Raw genomic sequence first — 21,161 nt, 5'->3', positions numbered from 1 at the left:
CTATCCCTTCAGGGGTTGGGTGGCGGCGTCAGAGGCGTGACTGCGCTCCAGCTGCAGCTGGGCCCGGCTGACCTGTCCCTGAAGAACCTGCACCGTCTGCTTCATGGACTGGGCTGCTTCGGCCTTATACCGGTCGACCTCGTCCATGGCTTGGAACACGTTGTCGAACGCCTGTTGCAGCTTGCTGGGGTCAATGGTGGCCTTGGAGGCATTCTGATGAATGGCGGTGCCCTGCGAGCGGAGGAGCTCTGAAGTAGAGACAATCATGTCGGCGGTGGTCGAGTTGAGGGCATCGATCTGGGCGAGCACAATCTTTTGCTGCGCCAGTGCTTGGGCAACGATCACAGCGACCCGCAAGGCCGCCAGGGTAGTGCCGAGCGCCCGGTCCACACCCTTAATCAGCTCCGAATTGTTCTTCTTGACCACGTCGAGGGCCAGATAGCCCTGGATGGATACTGCCATCTGAGTCAAAAGGTCCTGGTGCCGCTGGCGGACGTAGAAGAGCGCATCCGATTCCAATGTGGCGGCATCATCCGTTTTGCCCTGGTTTCTAAGGTCCGAGATTCGCTGCTCGAGACCGTCTCCGAGGTGGTTCGCGAGCACCGCATAGTTCGCGAGTTGACCCATTGCTTCCCAGAGGACGTCGCGCTCTGTCTGGATGGCCGCGTTGTCCTGCCGCAGGTCATCCTGCCCTCCCTTGAGTGCTTTGGTGATGGCATCGAGCTGCGCCTGTGAGGACTCATACTTGATGAAGTACCGCTGGATGGCGCTGCCTCCGGGGAGGAACCTCAGGATGCGTTTCGTTCCGGTCAAATCATGCCGCTTCGGGTCCAGCTCCGTCACGATCTGCCGCAGTTCCACGAGGCTTTTACCTGTCCGCGATGCGGGGTCATCCCCAGTGGCGGCGAGCGCTGCTGCCGGCCTTTTCAGCATGCGGTTGGACGCAGTGCTGGCCTGCTGCATGGTGCCCTCACCAAGACGGGTCAACTGCGCCAGCTTCATCTGAAATTCAGGGCTTTGCAGCGGGGTAGCCAGCAGGTCATCAAGGAAACTCTTAGCGGTCGCGGCGTGCTTCTCCTGGGCCTCGGCATCGACGAGAATCATGCCGCCCACCTTTTCAGGGCGGTGAACCGTAACCTCAACCGCGGGCTTTGGCGGCTCCAACACCAGCGGGCTTTCCACCTCTGAGTATTGGGCATTGCTGAGGTCGAGCGGGTTAGACATATTTACTCCTTGGGGTTCCGGCAGGATTGCAGTCTAGCTGTGCTGCCTTAGTCTGCGGTGGCAGGGCAATTGTTTATCCTGATGTCCGGAATGATCCAGCTGTCCGTAATTCCAAAACGTGCGCGCCCTGAGGTGATTCATGCGAACTCTTCCGAAAGACGCAGGAAATTCAAGCGTAAGTGGTGACGGATTCACCGACACATCCAAGGCAACAAAGTGCATGTTTTCCGGAGGCCCTGCAAAGGACTCCGTGCACGGAGTGTCCATGATGATGTCGTTGACCGTGAATTCGACCCGTTCCTCCCCGGCTGGGTTCCTGACACCCGCGACCCGCCAAGCTGTTTGATCAGGTCTCCCGGGCAGAGCTCTCCCTACCGGCGCCGGACCTCAAACCACTTGCCCTTAGTTGCCGGCGGGTACTTTCCGGCATTGGACTTGATAAACCGCCACACGAGAACTCCAGCCACGACCAGGAAGATGACTGTCGCGGCGACTATGACAAGAAGTGCTGTTTCCGGTGCCATAACGTCCTTCCGTCCATTTACAGGCCAGTGATCGAACAACCTATCAAACCGTTGACCCCGAACCTCTGGGCCGATACCGTCACTGTACTGGCCTGACCAGTTAGCTTGGAACCGCTTGGATTGTCCGCAAAGTCCCCCACGCACGGGAGCCATCGTGATATTTGCGCCGCCCTACCCCGACGGACTTCCTCTGGGAGCCGGAGTCCATGAGTGGGCCCCGTGCCCGGAAAGCTCGGTGATCTCCTTCCCCTATGACGGCACTGAGGTGGCTTCGGCGCCGGTGGCATCGGCGGAGCATGCCGGGCAGGCGCTGAGTGAAGCAGCCGCAGCCTTCGCGGTGACATCCAAGCTCAGCACTGGAACCCGGCGGGCGCTGCTGATGGACATCCATGGCGCGCTCTCGCGGGAAGCGACGGCGATGGCCGACCTGCTGGTCCTGGAGACCGGCAAGCCATTGGTCGACTGCCGCACGGAAGTCCAGCGGACCCTCGCCACCTGGTCTGCCGCCGCAGAAGAGACGGCACGCATCCACGGAGAAACCGTTCCCCTGGATCTGCAGCCCCAGGGGGAAGGGATGCTCGGCTACTTCACCCGGCGGCCGGCCGGCGTCGTCGTCGGTATTGCCGGCTTCAACTATCCGCTGCTGCTAGCCAGCCACAAGCTGGCCCCGGCGATCGCCGCCGGCTGTCCCGTCATCATCAAACCGTCCCCCGACACGCCGCTGACCACGCTCTGGGCTGTCCATCTCATCCGGACAATCCTCCACAAGCACGGCGTGACGCCGGCTGCTGTCCAGCTGGTCACCGGAGGGCCCGACGTCGGTGCGGCGCTGGTGAACGATCCGAGGGTCGCCGTCGTCTCCTTCACCGGTTCCGCCGCAGTTGGCCACCGGATCGCGAAAGCAGCCGCGCCGCGCAAAACGGTCCTTGAACTGGGCTCCAACACCGGGCTGATTGTTGCCGAAGACGCTGTCCTGGACGATGCGGTGGACGCCGTCATCCGCGGCGGTTTCTACGCCAACGGGCAGGCCTGCATTTCGGTCCAGCGCGTGGTCCTGGCCGAGCCGATCGCTGACGAGTTCGAGCGGCGCCTGCTCTCCCGGTTGCCCGAAGTGGTGGTGGGTGACCCCCGCGCCGAAGCCACCCGACTGGCGCCGCTCATCAACACCGCGGCCGCAGAGCGGGTGCTGGGGTGGATCAAGGAGGCGGTGTCCGCCGGGGCACGGCTGGTTGCCGGCGGCGGCGCCGAGGGCCGGAGCATCGCCCCCACAGTCCTGGCCGACGTACCCCATGACTGCAGTGTGTGGAGTGAGGAGATCTTCGGACCGGTGGTGTGCCTGGAACGCGTTTCCGGGATGGCTGAAGCGATCGCCACGGTGAACGATTCCCGGTACGGCCTGCAGGCCGCCGTGTACACCGCGTCGCTTCAGCACGCCTTCCAGGCCATTGAACAGCTCGACGTCGGCGGCGTGGTGGTCAATGAGATCCCCGGGTTCCGCTCGGACATCATGCCCTACGGCGGCGTGAAGGACTCCGGAATCGGCAGGGAGGGGCCGCGGTTCGCCATCGAGGAATTCACGGTCACCCGCATGGCGATGATCCGCCCCTGACCCCGGCCGCACACCAGCATTCCCCTCAGCGATAGGACCCCTGATGACGAACTACTCGGAACTGTTCGACCTGGCCGGACGGCGCGTGCTGGTGGTGGGAGCCGGCAGCGGGATTGGACGGGAGTCCGCCCTGGCGCTGGCGGCCCATGGCGCCAAGGTGGTGTGCGCGGACCGGGACGCGGCTTCCGCGGCAGCGACGGCGGACCTGATCGGCGCCGCCGGGGAACCGGCGGTGCTCGATGTGCTGGATCCGAACGCCGTTCAGGCGGCCGCTGAACAGTACGCCGATTGCGCGGCCCTGGTGTTTACGGCCGCCACGAATGTCCGCAAGCGGATTGCCGACTACACCCTGGAGGAATTTGACCGGGTGATGAACCTGAACCTGCGGGCCTCCTTCTCGCTGCTGCAGGCTTTCGCACCGCGGATGGCGGCCAACGGAGGCGGAAGCATCATCGGGTTTTCCTCGATCCGCGCCTCGGTGGTGGAGCCCGGTCAGAGCGTTTACGCGGCCAGCAAGGCCGGCCTGGTCCAGCTTGCCCGCACCGCGGCGGCTGAGTTCGGTCCCGCGGGTGTGCGCGTCAACGTCATCGCTCCGGGAGTCGTCGAGACGCCGCTGACCGCGCAGATCAAGGAGAATCCGGACTGGTACGGAGCCTACGCGGCGAAGAGCGCCCTGGGCCGCTGGTCCCGGCCCGAAGAGCTGGCCGGCGCCGTGGTCTACCTGGCGTCGGACGCTTCCACCTTTGTCACTGGCTCGGTACTGACGGTGGACGGCGGCTGGACCGCCGTCGACGGCCGCTTCGATCCTCCGGCCTGATTCCGGCTTCGCTCCGACCTGGTTCAGAGCTGCGTCCGAATCAGGCCAACGCTGACCAGTTTGGAGTTGAAGACACCGGTCGCGCCGCTTCATACCAGGCCGCAACCCTCAGCAGCTCCGCATCGCTGCCCACCGCTCCGGCAAGCTGCAGACCGATGGGTCTGCCGTTCGCCGTGAATCCGCAGTTCACTGTGGCAGCGGGATGGCCGGACATGTTGTACGGCACGGTGAATCCGATGTGGCCCATGGTCCGCTCGGGGTCAGGCAGGGGCATGGGCTGTTCAGCGGGGAACGCCGCCATGGGTGCCACCGGTGAGAGGACGACGTCGTAAGGCGCGACGGCGAGCGCCGTCGCCTGCTGCATCCGTCCGATGCTGTGGAAATTCCGGATGGTCTGGCTGCCCGAGACGTCGGCTCCGCGGGAGCACCAGCGGACGATGTAGTCCAGGACCAGCTCCCGGTGCGCGGGTTCCAGTTCCTCCAGATCTGCGTAGGACCGGGTCCGCCAGAATTCGTCGAGCCCGTGCAGCATGTCCTCGTCGATGAAGGGAGCCAGGATTTCCACCACGGCTCCGGCCTGCTCAAACAGGGCGGCGGCAGCCTGCACGGCTGCCAGCACTTCGGGATCGGGTGCCTCCCCGCAGCCGGCGTCCAGCTGCAGGGCAACGCGCAGCGGCGCCGGGTCTGCCGGTTCGGCGCTCCACTGCTGGGGCGGAAACGGCCTGGTGGTGTAGTCCCGGGGGTCCGGCCGTGCCACCAGCTCCATCAGGACGGCGGCGTCCGCCACCGCGCGTGCCAGCGGGCCCGCTGCCCGGCCGGTGTACGGAGCGTCGAGCGGAACCAGCCCGGCGCTGGGCTTCAGCGTGGCCAGTCCCTGCCAGGTTCCGGGCAGCCGGATGGATCCGCCAATGTCGGTGCCCACATGCAGCGGACCGTATCCGGCGGCCGCCGCACTGCCGGCTCCGGCGCTGGAGCCGCCCGTGGTCCAGGCCGGGTTCCAGGCGCTGCGCGAGACCCCGTGCAGGCTGGACACTCCGGAGGAGAGCATGCCCCAGTCCGGCATGGTGGTGGACCCAAGAATGACCACCCCTGCTTCCAGCAGCCGGTCGGTGATGGGCGCGTTCCCGGCCGGCACCGGCGGATCGGGCAGGGCCGTTCCCGACGGTTTGGGGATGCCGGCCCGGGAAATATTCTCCTTGATACTGCAGGGCACGCCGTCGTACGGGCTGCGGGGAGAATCCGCCTGCCACCGTTCGGCGCTGTCCTGGGCCTGGCGCAGGACGTCCTGCGGATCAAACCGGTAGAACGCGTTCAGTTCCGGTTCCCGCTCCCGGATCCGTTCGATGACCGCTTCTGCCACCTCCACCGGGGTCAGGGTTCCGGCGGCATATGCGCTGCTGAGCTCGGCGGCGGAGAAGTCGTGGAGGCCCCGGCTGCGCGGGGTGCCCTCCTGCTGCGGTGATTGATTGGCCGTCTCCGTCATTTTCCCTCTCCCTGACTGGTCAGTTCTTCCCGGGTGTCCATCGCCCGCCCGGCGAGTTCCGTCCGCAGCGACATCGAGGACGCCACCAGCGTCCGGGTGTACTCGTGCTGCGGGTCCTCGTAAATCTGCTCCGTCGGGCCGCTTTCCACAATGAGCCCCTGGTTCATCACCACCACGTTGTCGCAAAGATGCCGTACGACGGCGAGGTCATGGGACACGAACACCAGGGTCAGGTTGTAGCGGTCCACCAGATCCGAGAGCAGGTTCAGGACCTGTGCGCGCACTGAAACGTCCAGGGCGCTCACCGGTTCGTCGGCCACCAGGATGCGCGGCTCTCCGATCAGGGCCCTGGCAATGGAAATGCGCTGCCGCTGTCCGCCGGAGAACTGGTGCGGAAAGCGGTCCGCCGCTTCGGGCGGAAGGTCAACGGCCCGGAGCATTTCGGCCGCGCGTTCAGCATGCCTGCCGCGGCGCGCCGTTTCCCCCGGCAGCAGCAGCGGTTCCGTGATGATGTCCCGCACCCGCATCCGCGGATCCAGCGATCCCATGGGGTCCTGAAAAACAATCTGAAGCTCGCGGCGCAGCTGGCGCAGTTCGTTTTCCCGTGCCCCGGCTACCTCGTTTCCGGCAACTTTGACGCTGCCGGACGTGGGCCGGTCCAGGCCCGCCAGGATGCGCAGCAGCGTGGACTTGCCGGACCCGGACTCTCCCACCACGCCGAAGCGCTGCCCTGCAGCCACCTCAAACGAGATGCCCCGCAGTGCCTGCACCTCGGCGGGCGCACCAAAGAGCGAGGTGCGGCCGCGCCGATAGGTGCGCACCAGGTCCCGCACACTGATCAGCGGCTCGACGGCGCCGTCGCTCCCTCCGCGGTCAGGCAGGGCGTCCACGGCAGGCGGGTTAAGCCCGTCTGAACTAACAGGTCGGGAGACCGCCGTCGTCCCTTCGGCGGGCGGGGATACGATCTTCGGCGGTACGTAGGCGTCGGCCGAGGCCACCGTGAACAACCGGCCGTCACTGTCCGTCGCTTCCAGGTCCGAGGCCGCCAACAGCCCCCGGGTGTAGGCGTGGGCGGGCCGGGTCAGCACCTGTTCAGTGGTTCCCTCTTCCACCACGCGGCCCTTGTTCATGACCAGGACGCGGTCACAGACGCTGGCCACCACTGACAGGTCGTGGGTGATGAACAGCAGTCCGGTGTCGCGCCGGCTCACGGATTCCAGAATGAGGTCCAGGACCTGGCGCTGCACGGTCACGTCCAGGGCCGTGGTGGGCTCGTCACAGAGCAGGACCGCCGGATCGTTGGCCAGCGCCATGGCCAGCATCGCGCGCTGCCGCTGTCCGCCGGAGAGCTGATGCGGATAGGCCCGGGCGGCTTCCGCGGGATCGGGCAACCGAACGGAGGCCAGCATCTCCACGGCTTTCGCAGCAGCCGCCCGCCGGTTGGGCACCGTGCGGTGTTTGAGCATGACCTCGGCCACCTGCGGTCCCACCTTCATGAGCGGGTTGAGGGCGCTCATGGGTTCCTGGAACACCATGGTCATCGCGTTGCCGCGGATCCGCTGCATCTGGCTGTCCCGGGCCCCCACCAGGTCATGGTCGGTTCCGGCCAGCCGGATGGAGCCGGTGGCGGAGACCCCCTCCGGCAGCAGCCCCATCAGCGCCGTGGCAGTCATTGACTTGCCGGACCCGGACTCACCGATCAGTCCTACCCGTTCACCTTTGCCCAGCTCGAGGTTGAAGCCGTCCACCAGGGTGTGCTCGCCGGCGGACACCCGAATGTCCTTCACCTCCAGCAGCCGCTCGCTCATCGCGGAGCCTCCCCGTTCAGCTTGGGGTCAAACCGGTCGCGCAGCCCGTCACCCAGCAGGTTGAACCCCAGGACCGCCAGGGCGATGGCGGCTCCGGGCCAAATGGCGAGCGCCGGAAAGGTGCCCAGGAACTGCTGGGATTCCTGCAGCATCCGCCCCCAGGAGGGAATCGGCGGCGGCGTACCGAGTCCCAGGAAGGACAGTGCCGCTTCCGCCAGGACGGCCAGCGCAAACGTGACGGAGCACTGGACCACCAGCACCCCCGCAATGTTCGGGAGCACATGCCGGCGGGCAATCCGCAGTGCGCTCTGGCTGGAGGCGCGGGCGGACAGGACATATTCGGTGCTCATCACCTGCAGGGTTCCGCTGCGCGCCACCCGGGCGAAACCCGGGATTGAGCCGATGCCGATGGCGACCATCGCCGTCGTCGTTCCCGCTCCAAACACCGCGCCGAACATGATGGCAACCAGCAGGGCAGGAAACGCCATCAGGATGTCTGCGGCGCGCATGCTAATCTCTTCGGCCGCGCCGCCGCGCATTCCGGCCAGGATGCCCAGCGGCGTTCCGATGAGAAGGGCAATGCCGACGGAAATCAGGCCCACCAGCAGGGTGATCCGGGCGCCGTAGAGGATTCCCGAAAACACGTCCCTGCCGTAGCGGTCGGTTCCCATCAGGTGCTCCGCGCTGGAGCCGAGCAGCCGGTCCTCGGGTACGGCCCGGACCGGATCGTACGGTGTCCAGAAAAAGGAGAGGAGGGCGGCTGCGACGACGACGGCCACTAGTGCCGCGCCGATCAGCAGGGTGGGCGAAGGTTTGCCGCGGCCGGGACGCCCGACGGGGACCGGAGCGGCTCCGGTGAGGGCAGCCGGGGTGAGATCGCTCATCAGGCCTTCTTCCGGATTCGGGGATCCAACACGGTGTACAGGACATCCACCAGCAGGTTGATGGTGAGGGTGATGGCCACCAGCACCATCACCACGGACTGCACGGTCAGCAGGTCCCGGTTGCCCACCGCGTCCAGAAGCAGGGAGCCCAGCCCGGGGATGACGAAGACGCGCTCAATGACCACGGCGCCGATGATCAGCGCGGCCAGCTGCACCCCGGTCACCGTAAGCACCGGAATGGCGGCGTTGCGCAGGCCGTGCTTCACCAGCGCTTCGGTCCGCCCCAGTCCTTTGGCGCGGGCGGTGCGCAGGTAATCCTCGCTCATGATCTCCAGGACCGCGGACCGCACGTACCGGGTGAGGATGGCGCCCTGGACGGAGGCCAGTGCCAGCACGGGCAGGAAGACCCGGCGAAGGAAATCGCCGAAGTCCTCCCCCGGCGGCGTCCAGCCGTTGGCCGGGAACCAGCCCAGCCCGACGGCGAACACCACCACCAGGAGGATGGCCGCCAGGAATCCCGGTACCGCCACGCCCACCTGACTCAGGCCGCTGAGCAGGATGCCGCTGATCCGGCGGTGGTTCACGGCCATCAGGGTGCCCAGCGGAACGGCGATCAGCAGGGCAACCGCCATGGCCAGGCCCACCAGGATCAGGCTGACCTGCACCCGGTCCAGGATCAGCGGCGTGATGTCCTGGCGGGTGACGTAGCTGGTGCCGAAATCTCCGCGGAACAGGCCCAGCGTCCAGTCAAAGTACTGCACCGGCAGGGGCCGGTCAGTGCCGAACTCCGCCCGGGTTTGCTCGAGCAGCTCCGGTGTGGCGTTGACGCCCAGCGCAATCTGCGCCGGGTCGCCGGGGACGGCACGCATGAAGATGAAGACCGCCACCGTGGCCACCAGGAAGGTGACGGCGAACCGGGCCGCGTTGATCAGCAGCCTGATGCCCATGCGTGCCTCTTTTCAGTCCGTGCCGTCGGCGCCGCAGGATGCTCTCGCGCCGGTTTCAGCTCCAGCCGATTCCGGTCAGGTCCAGCGCCTCGGTGACGGAGTTGGCGGGGACGTTGGTGACCTCGGCGTCGGCCACCACAATGTTCGGGAACAGGAAGAGGACTCCGGCGGCTGCGTCTTCGGTCACCGTGCGGACCACGTCCTTCATGCCGTCCACGTAGCCGGCTTCGTCGGCGGCGTCCGCCGTGGCGGCCGTCTCGGCGATCTTCGAGTTGTCATAGCCCAGGTAATAGTCCGGGTTGTTGAACATGGTCAGGAAATCCCGGCTTTCCACGGCAAGGACCACGGACATGTCGTAGTCATGCTGCGTGAAGACCTTGTCCAGCCAGACGGCGGGGAACTCGGCGGATTCAATGGTGGCGTTGATGCCCACCTCCGCCAGCTGGGAGACCACAATTTCGGAAACGGCTGTGGCGTAGGGGCGGGTGGGAACACTGAAGGTGATGTTCAGGTCCTCGGCTCCGGCTTCAGCGAGCAGCTCACGGGCCTTGTCCGGGTCATAGGCGTTGACGTCGGTCAGGTCCTCGTAATACGGGTCGGTGGGCGGTACGGCCGCCCCCACCACGGTGCCGTAGCCGCTCCATGCGGTGTCCAGCACGGCCTGCCGGTCGATGGCGTGCATGACCGCCTGGCGCACGCGGACATCGTCAAAGGGTGCCTGTTTGTTGTTCATGGACAGGATGATTTCGCCGTTGGAGGTGCCGTCCAGAACCTGGTAGGCGTCGTCGCTTTCAAAGGTGGAGAGCAGCTCGGGTGCCTGCATGTTGTAGACCACGTCCACGTCGCCGGAGCGCAGCGCGTTGGTGGTCGCCGTGGCATCGGCGAAGTAGCGCAGCGTGGCGGTATCCACCTTGGGGGCCTCGCCCCAGTAGTCCTCGCGGGCCTTCATCTCGATGGACTGCCCGCGGTTCCAGGCCTCGATGGTGAACGGTCCGGTGCCGATGGCGGTGTTCGCCAGATCATCCACGCCGCTTTCGTCGAACATGGCTCCCACCGGTGTGCCGAGGTCAAAAAGCCAGGCGTTGCTCGGCCGGCTCAGCACAATCTCCACTCCGGTGTCACCCAGGACGTTGACCGCCTCCACGATGGCCATCTTGTTCTTCAGGCTCGAGACCCATGCCCCGGAGTTGACGCGGTCGAGGCTGAACTTCACGTCGTCGGCGGTAAACGGCTCGCCGTTGGAGAAGGTGACGTCCGGCTGCAGCGTGAACGTGTAGGTGCGGCGGTCCTCGCTGATGTCCCAGGACTCGGCAAGCAATGGCTGGATGGCGCCGTCCTGGTCAATTTCCACCAGACCTTCATACACGTTGGTCATCAGCGCCTGGGGAATGGCGGCGCCGGCGGTGGTGGTGAAGTCAAGGTTGGTGGGTTCTCCGGTGAGGGCCACTGTGATTCCGGAGCGCTCCTCAGCGGACTCGGCCGGCTCCTCCCCGGACGAACCCGCAGAGCAGGATGACAGGAAGAGCGCCGATGCAGCCAGCAGTGCGACCGCAGCTGCCCGGGAAGGTGCACGATTCATTGGGGATCTCCATCCTCCGGCAAGTCCAACAATTTGAACCAGACAACCTCATGGAGTGCCAGCCTGTCTACCTATTTATCTGGTCTTACCAGTGAAAGTTTTGAACGGAGGTATATCGCTGGCCGATGCGGCCCGGTAGATTCGAAAAAACTTCGATTGTGAAGGGCCGCATGAGCAAAATCAGTTTCTCCCCCGCAGTCCCCGTCCTGACCTACGAACGCGTGGTGGAACAGATCGAAGCGGTCATCGTTTCCGGCGAGGTTCAGCCCGGACAGCATCTGCCCAGCGAACGCGAGCTGATGGTCCAGTTCTCGGTCAGCCGCCCCACTGTGCGTGAAGCGCTCCGGGTGCTGCAGAGCCGGGGACTCATCGCTTCCCGGCCCGGCGGACGCTCCGGACCGGAGGTGCTTCCCCTCACCGGACAGGCGCTGCAGCAGTCCTTCACCACACTGGCAAGAATTGCTTCCCTGTCCCTCTCGGACCTCGTCCAGTTCCGCATCATCCTGGAAAGCTCCGCCTGCCGGCTGGCAGCCGCACTGCACACGCCGGAGCAGCTTGCCGCGATGCGCGGTGCGGTGGAGCGCATGGAATCCGCGGCAGGCAGCATGGACCTGTTCAATGCAGCGGATCTGGAGTTTCACGCCGTCGTATGGGAGGCCAGCCACAACAAGCTACTGCAGGCCAGCGGCCAGGCCGTCTCCGGCGCCCTCCTGGACCTCATGAATGATCGAATCTCTTCGGCCGGTGACCCCGGGGCTGCCATGCGGGATGCTGCCGCCAGCGACCGCCTGCTCTTCAACGCCATTGCCAGCGGGGACAGCGCGGCCGCCGCCGAGCAGGCCCGCCGCTCCATCACCGCCGCCCATGATGCCTATCTGGATGCCGACGGACGCAACGGATTGGCCGCACTCTGAGCCTGTAGCCGGGTGCACCCAACTGGATTGTCAGCGCCTACCTGCCGCTCTCCGTGATGAACCGGTGATTCGGTTCATTGGTGCGCCGTGCCCACAGGCGGGAAACTTTGCGCTTTGCCCGCAGTTTTGATCCTTGTTAGCGTTGCTGCCTCCGAATGGAATGAAATCTGCGAGCTTGCGAAAAAGCGCGAAGAACTGCAATCGCAGTAAGGAAGGAGGCGTCACCCATGAGCCGTCAGAAATTTCTGGGTCTTTCAACTGGGACCACCATCCTGGTGGCTGCACTTTTCTCGATCGGCTCCGTCTTTGTTGGCGCGAACGGCTTAATTCCGCTGTCCGTTTTTGCGGCGCTTGCATCCTTATGCGCGGGCACGTTCGCGGTTGCTGATCTTATGAGAGCGGAAAACTCTTCAAAATATCTTGCAGTCATTGGAATGTTTACTCTCACGTTGTCGCTGCTAGTTCCGCTCTTTACGTGGACAGCAAGTGCCGCCATTCCCCTGGCTGCCGTTTCGCTGCTGGCGCTGACACCAGCCGCATATTGGGCGGTAACCTGGCTAGTCGCCCAAAGGCGGATGGGCCAGCGTCCTGCCGGCGCCTAAATGACGGGCCGAAGTGCGCGTCATCCCGGCATCTGGGGGCACTTCGCCAGCGGCGGCAGCAACCCGCTCACACCGCTTTCATCGACAAGGCGGTGAAGGAACTTCTGGGCTAGGAACCCGTCATGCTGCATCCTGCCCCTGGTGCGGAAACCGGCGCACGGACAGTGATATCGAAGCACGGTGACAAACCGGGACCTGCGCCTCTGTCCGCCCGGGAACGGCCCGGGCCAGCATCAGCACATGACACCAACACGTATCCTTCTGCTCGCAGCGGCCCTCGCCGCTCCAATCCTTTTTGTTACCGGTCAGGCGCTCCTGCCGAACCTGGGCCGTGACCCTGCCACGGCCTTTCCCCTGATGCTGGAATACCGCGACCAGCTCATCCTCTCCCGCCTCCTCACCACCGCCGGCGCCTACCTGCTGCTTCCCCTGTTCTGGCTGGTAGCCGGACTGGGCGGAACTGTCACGCGCGCGGGCGCGGCCATCGCCGCTGTGGGCACCTTCTTCAACGCCGTCAGCCAGGCGGTCCAGGGCTACGCCGCCTGGGGAGCAACGGCCCCGGGGCTCGACCACGGGGCCTCCATGCAAACCCTCCTGCACCTGGAAGACGGCCCGGCGGGTTTGGTGGTCTCGTACTGGTCGGTTCCGCTGTTCGGCATCGGACTCATCGTCATGGGCATCGGCTTGCTGATCGCCAAGTCAGCTCCCCGGTGGATGCCACTGCTGTTGCTCGCCGGAGTTGTTCTAGGGTTCCTCACCGCCGGCCTGGGTCCCGTCGTCGCACTCACCCAGATACCACTCGTCGCCGCCCTGATCGCGCTGGCGGTCTACAAAGTGTTTTCCCTTGCTCCGCAACCGGCAAGCGTTCACACTGATGCCTAAACGAACGTCCCCATCGAGGCGTTATGAACCAGCCAACCGCCCGCCGCCTTCGCGCCCTGACAGGGCCCACGGTCTGCTTCCTATTGACCGTGGGCGCAGCCGGAGCAGTCGTCGTCGTGGGTCCTGAGCGGGCACTCACGTCAAACCTGGTGCAGGACACGGTGGCGGCTCTGTCATGGACGGTGCTTGCGGCCATCTGGACGGTCCGCGGCCGCCCGGCCGGGACTGTCCTGACCATCGCGGCAGCATGGAGTGTGGCGGCCGCGACGGGTGGTTTGGCGGTGGCGGGCTCGCCCCTGTCCGTCACCGCGGGTTGGGTATGCACCTGGGCCTGGGGCAGCGCCGTCGGTTTGTCCTACACGCTGGGCGTGCTGAGGGCGGCGCGCTGGCGGACTTCCTCCCGGCTTAAGCTTGCCGCCGTCCTCAGCACCGCGGTGATGGCACTCGGATTCGCGACACTGCCAACGGTCACGGTGGAGGAAGGCGTCGAGTACCCCAACCCCCTTGAGCTGCCCTTTTCACCTGCTCTCTCCCTGACAGGCGTCCTGCTCACCGCGTGCACCGCCTTCGCCGCGGCAGCGTTCCTGGCGCTGCAGCTGACAAGTCCCGCCCGACGCCGGCAGGCGTTGCCGGTACTGATCGCAGCCGTCGCGGGCCTCGCAGGAATCGCAGTGGGAGCGGCCGCGAATGAATGGTCGCCCCTGATTCAGGTGCTCACCCTCCCCCTCCTGCCGATCGCGCTGTCCCTGACCGCGATCGGCACGGGCTCGCGCACCCTCCGCTCGGTGGGCCCCCAGCTCGACGGCGCCGCCGATCCGTCGAGCGCCCTGAACACGACGCTCGCTGAAGTCGCCCGCGACCTTGGCGTCTCGGGCCTCGCCATCAAGGTCGGCGAAAACGTCGTGGCCTCCGTCGGCGATCCGGGCCACCACCGGGTGCCGCTCCTTCATCTGGGCCGGCTAGAGGGGTTCCTCTTCACGCCGAAGCTGGCCGGAGACGCCGCTGAAGAAATAGACGCGGTTTCACCGTCGATCGCCGCGGTGCTCAGCTCGGCCAGGCTCGCGGCGGACGTCCGGCGTTCCCGCGCCGAGCTGGCGGTGGCCCGGGAGGAGGAACGACGGCGGGTGCGCCGTGATCTGCACGATGAGGTAGGCCCCCTGCTCGCTGCGGTGATTGCGCAGACAGACGTCGCCGGCCTGGCCCTGGACCGTTCACCGCAGCGCGCCCGCGAGTCCCTGGACAAGGCACGCACCGCCGGCAGTGAGGCCGTCACCGCTCTTCGCCGGATCTCCCGTGACCTGCACCCTGTCGCCGTCGACACCCTCGGGCTGGCAGGTGCCCTCAACGAACTCGCTGTCCGGCTCTCGGGACTAACCAGCGTGAGGGTGACGGCGATGGCGGCGACATCTCTGCCGGCAGCGGTCGAGGTGGCGGTCTATCGTCTTGCAGCGGAGGCGGCGGGCAACGCGGTACGGCACGCCGGTGCCTCCGCCGTGGATATCCGGCTGACGGCGGACCGGGACGCCTTGCATCTGGAGGTCGTCGACGACGGGACCGGGTTCGATCCCACCCAGCCCAGTGCCGGCGTCGGGCTCGCCTCGATGCACCAGCGCGTCGCTGAGCTGAACGGAGAACTGTCCATCACCAGCAGCAGCGCGGGCACCGCCGTCCGCGCCCGGATCCCTGTTCCGGATTGAGATTGGCACGCGTATGAGAGTCCTGCTGTGTGACGACCATCCGGTCTACCGGGACGGGTTGCGGGCCCTCTTCGATGAGCTCGGAGTCGAGGTAGTTGCCGAAGCGGCGAGCGGAGAGGAGGCGGTGACGCTGGTGGCGGCCTGCGAACCCGACATTGTGGTCATGGACCTGTCGATGCCGGGCATGGGCGGCGTGGAGGCCACGAGGCGCATCGTGGCCGAGTATCCGTTAGTCCGGGTTCTGGCACTGACAATGGTGGACGAACCGGCAACCATGCTTGCGGCGCTGCGGGCAGGAGCGAGCGGTTACCTGCTCAAAGGCGCCGGCCATGCGGAAATCCGGGCCGCACTGGACGCCGTGGAATCCGGCGGTATGACGATCGCACCGGAGGTCGCCCAGGGCCTGCGTGCAGGACTGCGCCCGCCGGAGCCGTTCCCGCAGCTCACGCCGCGCGAGCGGGATGTGCTGGGCCTGATGAGCCGGGGCCGCACCAACGAACATATCGCTGACGTGCTCGTGCTCTCGGTCAAAACGGTGCGCAACGTGGTCTCGGGCATCTTCCGTAAGCTCGGTGTCACCACCCGGGCGCAGGCCGTGGCAGCAGCACGCGATGCGGGGGTCGACGGCGCTGAGGCTCCTGCTCCGTAGGGGGCGTCGCCGGGAACCGGTGCTGCAGCAATCCGGGCGGTAGGAACAGGCCGATGGCCACCGCTCTCAGCGCCCACGCGCGGCCGTTGCCCGACTGGCATTGATTCGCCGGCCGCCTGTGTTGGTGAGTCGCCGGTAAACCCGCGATTTACCCCGTAGAGTCACGCCATGATCAATGCTGATGCACCCCTGCCCGAAGATCTTTTCGCCGCTCTTCCCGGGGAGGATGCCGTCCTGGGCCACGCTATCGCTGTCAACTGCGACCGATGGCAGGATGCACTCAGCACTCGCGGGCTGCCGCCGCTGCAAGGTGCACTGGCCGGCCCGGGTGTCACGAAAGTTTCCCGCGGCGATGTATTCGAGTTGGGCGTCCGTGAGATCACCCCGCCGAACGCTTTCCAGCTTCTGTACTATTCACTCGCCTGGGGCCTTGGCGGCCGGGCACCACGCCTGCATCAGCGGCTGAACGCCCTCGCCGCCCATCAGGACCGGGCCGGAGAGCTGCTGGTTGATGCTTGGCAAGCGGTCAGGAACGGTGAGTCTGCACAGGACGTCTACGGCGTGCTGACCACGGACAGGGGTGCCGGACGCATTCCGTGGCTCGGCCCTGCTTTCTCGACCAAGTTCCTCTACTTTGCCCAAGGCCAAGATGTCCCACCCCGCTACCTCATCCTCGATCAGGTAGTTGCCCGCAACTTGTCCGATGTCTGGCCCGGCGCTCCGAAGGCTGCATGGTTTCCGGACACCTACGCCCGCTACTGTGCCGTGGCCGGCTCTTGGGCCGAGCAGGCCACCGAACGCTTGGACGGTTCACGCAAAGTCCGCGCCGACGAAATTGAGTTCGTTCTCTTCAACCGGCGGTAGTGCGCACAGCCGCCGGGGTGCCCGAGAGGTGATATGCCGGCGATACCCAGGCCGCTGTTCCAACGCCTAGCAGATCAGTTCGTCTTAGGTTCCGCCGTCACTCCACGACGTTCCAAGCCGAGTTAACGTCGGAGAATGGCGACTCAGTGGTTTTGTAATGATCTGGCTCGTGAAATCGCCATCAGTTTCGATCCGTCAATGCGAGTGCGGAGCGGAGCGTGCCGATACGCTCTTCCAATGACCGAGACGCGAGACTTAGATAACGCTGGATCGAGCTTCACCCAGGTGCTGGATGCTGCAGCTAAGCTGCCCGGTGTGCGGATAAGCAGGACCGCCTACCTACGAACAGCACTCAAGCGCCACTGCACAGAGGAGCAGATCAGCAGGGCTATCGCTGAGAGTCCAGCGGCAGCAGGTATACCGCTCAAAGTCATTACCGAGATCGCCAACACCTCTATCGCGTATGAAACGAGTAAGGTCACTGGCCTCTCAACCCTCTCCGGTATTCCCGGCGGTCTGGCTATGGTCGGCACCGTCCCGGCCGACCTCGCGCAGTACTTGGGTCACATGCTTCGGATCGCTCAGAAACTCGCCTACATCTACAGCTGGCCTGATCTCTTCGCCGATGCCGGCGAAGAAATAGACGAGGCAACCCAGAGCATGCTGATCCTGTTCGTAGGCGTGATGTTCGGCGTACAAATGGCCCAAGGTGGAGTAGCAAAGGTCGCCGGTATGGTCGCCGCCAATGTGGCAAAGAAACTACCGCAGCGTGCCCTCACCAAGGGGATCATCTATCCGATCGTAAAAAAGGTAGCCAACAATCTTGGTGTGAGGATGACCAAAAGCCTCTTTGCTAGTGGAGTCGCGAAAGCCATCCCGATCGTCGGCGCGGTCCTCTCCGGAGGACTCACCCTGAGTACCTTCCTTCCTATGTCCAAGAGGCTTCAAAAGCACCTAGCCAGTCTGGAGCTGACCAAGCCAGGACACCGGCCTGAAGAGTACAAGACCATCGATGTCGAAGTCATCCAGCTGGACGGAGTCGGGAACTAGGGAACAAAGCCAAGTTGTGAGAGCCAGTCCGGGCCATCCGGTAAGCGAAGTAGCGGCCAGCCGGCGCACAGAGGCAAGCACATGATTGTGTATTCTCCAGGGAACGAACCCGATCTCTGGTGCCCGGACCCCGCAGAACAGACCCATCGTTTTGCTCTCGGTCGTGTGGCGGAAGCGTCGACCCAAAACCCGCCCTTCATCTCCATCTGCATGAATCCCTCGTTCGCTGACCAAACGCAGTCGGACCAGACTGTAAACCGACCCGTTAGGGCGAGCATCGACAACTCTCATCCGGGGTGGATGATGCTCAACCTTTACCCGGAGCGAGCGACTAATCCCTCGGACCTTTCCTCCTACGATCTGAAACTCTCTGAAGCAAACTGTGCCGTGATCGAGCACCACCTCAGGAACTTCGATGCATCAGAGGTTCTCGGCGCATGGGGCGATCTAAAGCACCCGACTCCGAAACGAGCGAAGGTGGATGTACTCAACACCCTCGACCAACTCGGGGTCAAGCTATTCAGCTTCGATGAGCTCACTGCCAGTGGAAACCCGCGTCACCCGACGCCGCGCGGTCAGGCACTTCAAATGAGGGGTATCAAGCGCTATCTCCGAAGGTCTGGCAACCGACTAGTGGAACAGGGCCCCTAATTGCTTTGACATCGAGACTTGAACCCTCCAATGCGTCCCTCAGAGCAGCTGTCTCGCGTTCGCCTTTGCGAGGTCGATGAGTTCGCGGCCGTTGCCGGCGAGCACCGTGCGCATCGCGTAGACCGCAAAGCCGGTGGCCTGCTTCGCGTCGATCTTCGGCGGTATGGACAGCTCCTGCCGCTCGACCGCGACGGAGACGAGCGCGGGGCCGTCGTACTCGAATGCCCTGCGCAGGGCACCCTCGAGATCCTCCGGGCGCGTCACGCTCTCGCCGTGCATCCCCACCGCCTGCGCCACCGCACCGAAGTCCGGATTCTCGAGACCGGTGCCGAAGTTGACGATGCCCGCCGCCTTCATCTCCACCTCCACGAAGCTAAGCGCAGCGTTGTCGAACACCACGATCTTGATCGGAAGGTTATGCTGCACCACCGTCAGCAGCTCACCGAGCATCATCGCCAGGCCGCCGTCGCCGGCCAGGACCACCACCTGCCGGTTCCGGTCCACGGCCTGGGCGCCCATGCCCAGCGGGGTCGCCGCCGCCATGGTGCCGTGCCAGAAGGAACCGATCAGGCGCCGTCGCGCGCCGATGTGCAGGTGCCGGGACGCCCAGATGACCGGAGTGCCGACGTCGGGCAGGAAGACCGCGTCGTCGTCGGCGAGTTCGTCGATCAGGTGGGTGAGATGCTGCGGATGGATGGTGCCCGGGCCCTGCTTCTCGAGGTCGTCGAGCTGCGCGCGGGTGCGGCGGTAGTGGTCAAGCGACTTCTCCAGGTGGGTGCGCTGCGACTTCCGCTCGAGCAGCGGAAGCAGAGCCGACGCCGTCTCGCGTACCCCGCCGACCATGCCCTGGGTGAGCGGCACGCGGCGGCCGAGCTGCTCGCCCCGGATGTCGACCTGCAGGATCTTCGCGTGCTTCGGGTAGAACTGCTGGTAGGGGAAGTCGGTGCCGAGCATCAGCAGTGTGTCGCAGTCTTCCATCGCCCGGTAGCCGGACGCGAAGCCCAGGAGCCCGGTCATGCCGACGTCAAACGGGTTGTCGTGCTCGATGAATTCCTTGCCGCGGAGGGCATGCACGATCGGTGCGCCGAGGGCGTCGGCGAGGGCGAGGACCTCGTCGCGTGCCCCCTCGACGCCGGCCCCCGCGAGGATGGTGACCTTCCCGCAGGAGTTCAGCGTGGCGGCGGCCTCCTGCAGTTCCGCAGGGGAGGGGACGGTGACGGGGTCGGTGCGGCGGACCGTGAAGACGCGCTCGTCGGCGGCGTCTTCCAGCGCGGTGTCGCCGGCCATCACGAGCACGGCGACGCCCCGCTTCTCGATGGCGGTCCGCATGGCAATCTCCAGCAGCCGCGGCATCTGCTCTGGGCTCAGGACCATCTCGCAGAAGACGGTGCAGTCCCGGAACAGTTCGGTGGGCCGGGTCTCCTGGAAGTACTGGCTGCCAATCTCGTCGCTCGGGATGTGCGAGGCGATCGCGAGCACGGGAACGCGGCTCCGGTGCGCGTCGTAGAGTCCGTTGATGAGGTGCATGTTGCCGGGGCCACAGCTGCCAGCGCACACGGCGAGCTCCCCCGTCAGCGCCGCCTCCCCGGCGGCGGCGAACGCGGCCTCCTCCTCATGCCGGGTGAGTATCCATTCGATGCCCTTTTCCCGGCGGATGGCCTCAGTCACCGCATTCAGTGAGTCGCCGGGAACTCCCCAGATCCGCTGGATCCCGTTGGCAGCGAGGTTGTGGACGACGGTCTCGGCGATCGTGGGCATGTTGCTCCTCGGGTCGGCGCGTTCGGCGTGTCGTCAGTCTAGGCGGCACGGGCGGACGGGGCCAGAGGTGAAGCAGGGCCGCTAGCCGTAACCTTCAGCTACATTTACCTCAATAATCGTCTCCCGGATTCTGTCTGACCCCAGGGCACAGAACGAAGGCACCCGCCAGTTCGTTCGCTTCCTCGGAGGTGGTGACTCCTTCGATGGGGCCCGGAGAGGACGGTACAAATCGTGTACATGTCGTAAAGCCGCTCAAGCTCTCCGGTGTTGCGTTGGCCTCCCCCTTTCCGCGCTGGCGTGATGAGCCTGGGCTGGGATCCGACGACGGCGCAGCTCGTCATCGAGGCCTACCCCTCGAGGAGGTGGATGAGGACGCCGACGATGAAGAGGTGCTGCGCGTGCGGATCCTGGTGGGCACCGCCCGGGCCTTCGCCAAGCGCACCGCGAAGTGGTGGGCGCCGGACGTCCCATCTGCGTGATCTGCGACCAGCAGATCGACCCCTAGGGGCACACCTGCACCTTCCCCGAGTCCTTATGCCCGCACCCGATCTCGTCACCGCCGAGCTGACGCTCACCGGCCGCCTCACGACGGCGTCCACCGCCACCTTCCTGGGCAGCATCGGCGACGATGGCATGGTCTACAAACCCATCGCCAGCGAGAAGCCGCTCTGGGACTTTCCCGACGGCTGCCTGGCGCGCCGGGAGGTCGCCGCCTATCTGGTGTCCGAGGTGCTGGGCTGCAACATCGTGTCCCGCGGCCTCAGGGCGGTCCGCTGGGTGAGAGCATGATCCAAGCTCCGACATGAGACAGAGCCCGTTGCATAACACCCCTGGTGACTGTTGATGAAGTGCTGGAACCCGGGTGTGAAGCAAGTTCAAGAAGCTCCCCCGTGTGTAGCGTCCCAGGCCGCATTCAGAACGGCGACTTAGTGTCTCACCCCTACTGGGCATCTATTACGAAGCGTCAGACCCCTGATACCTACAACACCCCATCGGTGTCGTAACAATCTAGATACCCGCCTCCGAGGCTTCAACTCTTTTGTACACCAGTGATGCAGCCTGATGCTCATTTTTCCTATCGGCAATTGAACGGCGTAGACAACTTTCGGTCCAGACACTACGTACCTGCACCCTGTTCCCCTCACCCGATTGTTTCGCCACGGTAAATTTACCAAAAAATCTGGATCTACCCTGTGAAATTTCAAAAGCGTGTGTAATT

The 21,161-nt window shown here is 65.2% G+C and carries 18 protein-coding genes and 2 pseudogenes; 12 read left to right on the top strand and 8 right to left on the bottom strand.

Annotation, left to right across the window (positions count from 1 at the left end):
- Entirely contained in the window at positions 1-1,224 is a 1,224-nt protein-coding gene (locus tag CXR00_RS15920; RefSeq protein WP_104055674.1) for a toxic anion resistance protein, read from the bottom strand.
- 371 nt (positions 1,225-1,595) lie between these two features.
- A complete protein-coding gene (locus CXR00_RS18360; RefSeq protein WP_181032597.1) occupies positions 1,596-1,748 on the bottom strand; it encodes a hypothetical protein in 153 nt (50 codons plus the stop codon).
- A gap of 151 nt (positions 1,749-1,899) precedes the next feature.
- Between CXR00_RS18360 and CXR00_RS15915 the strand changes: the two genes are divergently transcribed.
- Complete coding sequence (locus tag CXR00_RS15915; protein ID WP_104055932.1) at positions 1,900-3,357, top strand: aldehyde dehydrogenase family protein; 1,458 nt, start codon at positions 1,900-1,902, stop codon at positions 3,355-3,357.
- Positions 3,358-3,400: 43 nt separating this feature from the next.
- Positions 3,401-4,174, top strand: a complete 774-nt coding sequence (locus CXR00_RS15910; RefSeq protein WP_104055672.1) for an SDR family NAD(P)-dependent oxidoreductase — start codon at positions 3,401-3,403, stop codon at positions 4,172-4,174.
- A 40-nt stretch (positions 4,175-4,214) separates the two neighbouring features.
- Here the strand turns inward: CXR00_RS15910 and CXR00_RS15905 are convergent, their stop codons facing one another.
- Genes CXR00_RS15905 through CXR00_RS15885 form a run of 5 tightly spaced genes read right to left on the bottom strand, consistent with a single transcriptional unit; the run spans position 4,215 to position 10,875 of the window.
- Entirely contained in the window at positions 4,215-5,657 is a 1,443-nt protein-coding gene (locus tag CXR00_RS15905) for an amidase (RefSeq protein WP_104055670.1), read from the bottom strand.
- The gene (locus CXR00_RS15900; protein WP_104055668.1) at positions 5,654-7,465 is read right to left on the bottom strand and encodes an ABC transporter ATP-binding protein; all 1,812 of its coding nucleotides are present in this window, start codon (positions 7,463-7,465) and stop codon (positions 5,654-5,656) included. Before CXR00_RS15900 ends, CXR00_RS15905 begins: the two co-directional genes overlap by 4 nt.
- Complete coding sequence (locus CXR00_RS15895) at positions 7,462-8,349, bottom strand: ABC transporter permease (protein WP_104055666.1); 888 nt, start codon at positions 8,347-8,349, stop codon at positions 7,462-7,464. Before CXR00_RS15895 ends, CXR00_RS15900 begins: the two co-directional genes overlap by 4 nt.
- Entirely contained in the window at positions 8,349-9,296 is a 948-nt protein-coding gene (locus CXR00_RS15890; protein ID WP_104055664.1) for an ABC transporter permease, read from the bottom strand. The genes CXR00_RS15895 and CXR00_RS15890 overlap by 1 nt, the downstream gene beginning before the upstream one ends.
- Positions 9,297-9,351: 55 nt before the next feature.
- Positions 9,352-10,875, bottom strand: coding sequence for an ABC transporter substrate-binding protein (locus CXR00_RS15885; protein ID WP_104055662.1), 1,524 nt, complete (start codon positions 10,873-10,875; stop codon positions 9,352-9,354).
- 170 nt (positions 10,876-11,045) lie between these two features.
- Between CXR00_RS15885 and CXR00_RS15880 the strand changes: the two genes are divergently transcribed.
- The 8 genes from CXR00_RS15880 (at position 11,046) to CXR00_RS18795 (ending at position 18,184) form a co-directional block, all read left to right on the top strand.
- Positions 11,046-11,789, top strand: coding sequence for a FadR/GntR family transcriptional regulator (locus tag CXR00_RS15880; RefSeq protein ID WP_104055930.1), 744 nt, complete (start codon positions 11,046-11,048; stop codon positions 11,787-11,789).
- A gap of 227 nt (positions 11,790-12,016) precedes the next feature.
- A complete protein-coding gene (locus CXR00_RS15875; protein WP_104055660.1) occupies positions 12,017-12,391 on the top strand; it encodes a hypothetical protein in 375 nt (124 codons plus the stop codon).
- Positions 12,392-12,631: 240 nt separating this feature from the next.
- Entirely contained in the window at positions 12,632-13,273 is a 642-nt protein-coding gene (locus CXR00_RS15870) for a hypothetical protein (RefSeq protein ID WP_104104739.1), read from the top strand.
- 23 nt (positions 13,274-13,296) lie between these two features.
- Positions 13,297-14,970: a sensor histidine kinase gene (locus CXR00_RS15865; protein WP_104055655.1), complete on the top strand. Its 1,674-nt coding sequence runs from the start codon at positions 13,297-13,299 to the stop codon at positions 14,968-14,970.
- Positions 14,971-14,983: 13 nt separating this feature from the next.
- Complete coding sequence (locus tag CXR00_RS15860) at positions 14,984-15,619, top strand: response regulator transcription factor (protein WP_104055653.1); 636 nt, start codon at positions 14,984-14,986, stop codon at positions 15,617-15,619.
- A gap of 168 nt (positions 15,620-15,787) precedes the next feature.
- Positions 15,788-16,483, top strand: a complete 696-nt coding sequence (locus tag CXR00_RS15855) for a hypothetical protein (RefSeq protein ID WP_104055650.1) — start codon at positions 15,788-15,790, stop codon at positions 16,481-16,483.
- Positions 16,484-16,720: 237 nt separating this feature from the next.
- Positions 16,721-17,533: a hypothetical protein gene (locus CXR00_RS15850; RefSeq protein WP_104055648.1), complete on the top strand. Its 813-nt coding sequence runs from the start codon at positions 16,721-16,723 to the stop codon at positions 17,531-17,533.
- Positions 17,534-17,614: 81 nt separating this feature from the next.
- On the top strand, positions 17,615-18,184 hold the full coding sequence (locus tag CXR00_RS18795) for a DUF1643 domain-containing protein (RefSeq protein ID WP_104055646.1): 570 nt from the start codon (positions 17,615-17,617) through the stop codon (positions 18,182-18,184).
- A 39-nt stretch (positions 18,185-18,223) separates the two neighbouring features.
- Here the strand turns inward: CXR00_RS18795 and poxB are convergent, their stop codons facing one another.
- The gene (gene poxB / locus CXR00_RS15840) at positions 18,224-19,942 is read right to left on the bottom strand and encodes a ubiquinone-dependent pyruvate dehydrogenase (RefSeq protein ID WP_104055643.1); all 1,719 of its coding nucleotides are present in this window, start codon (positions 19,940-19,942) and stop codon (positions 18,224-18,226) included.
- A gap of 285 nt (positions 19,943-20,227) precedes the next feature.
- Here poxB and CXR00_RS15835 point away from each other — a divergent pair.
- Both CXR00_RS15835 and CXR00_RS15830 read left to right on the top strand, forming a co-directional pair.
- Positions 20,228-20,447 (top strand): annotated as a pseudogene (locus CXR00_RS15835) (DUF3090 family protein); the annotation flags it as partial.
- Between the two features lie 29 nt (positions 20,448-20,476).
- A pseudogene (locus CXR00_RS15830) lies at positions 20,477-20,736 on the top strand (phosphatidylinositol kinase); the annotation flags it as partial.
- Positions 20,737-21,161 lie beyond the last annotated feature (425 nt).

The sequence above is a fragment of the Arthrobacter sp. 9E16 genome (genome assembly GCF_002929435.1).
Lineage (GTDB): Bacteria > Actinomycetota > Actinomycetes > Actinomycetales > Micrococcaceae > Arthrobacter_B > Arthrobacter_B sunyaminii.
The sequence above is the reverse complement of the archived record's forward strand: the minus strand, read 5'-3'. Positions and strand labels throughout refer to the sequence as shown.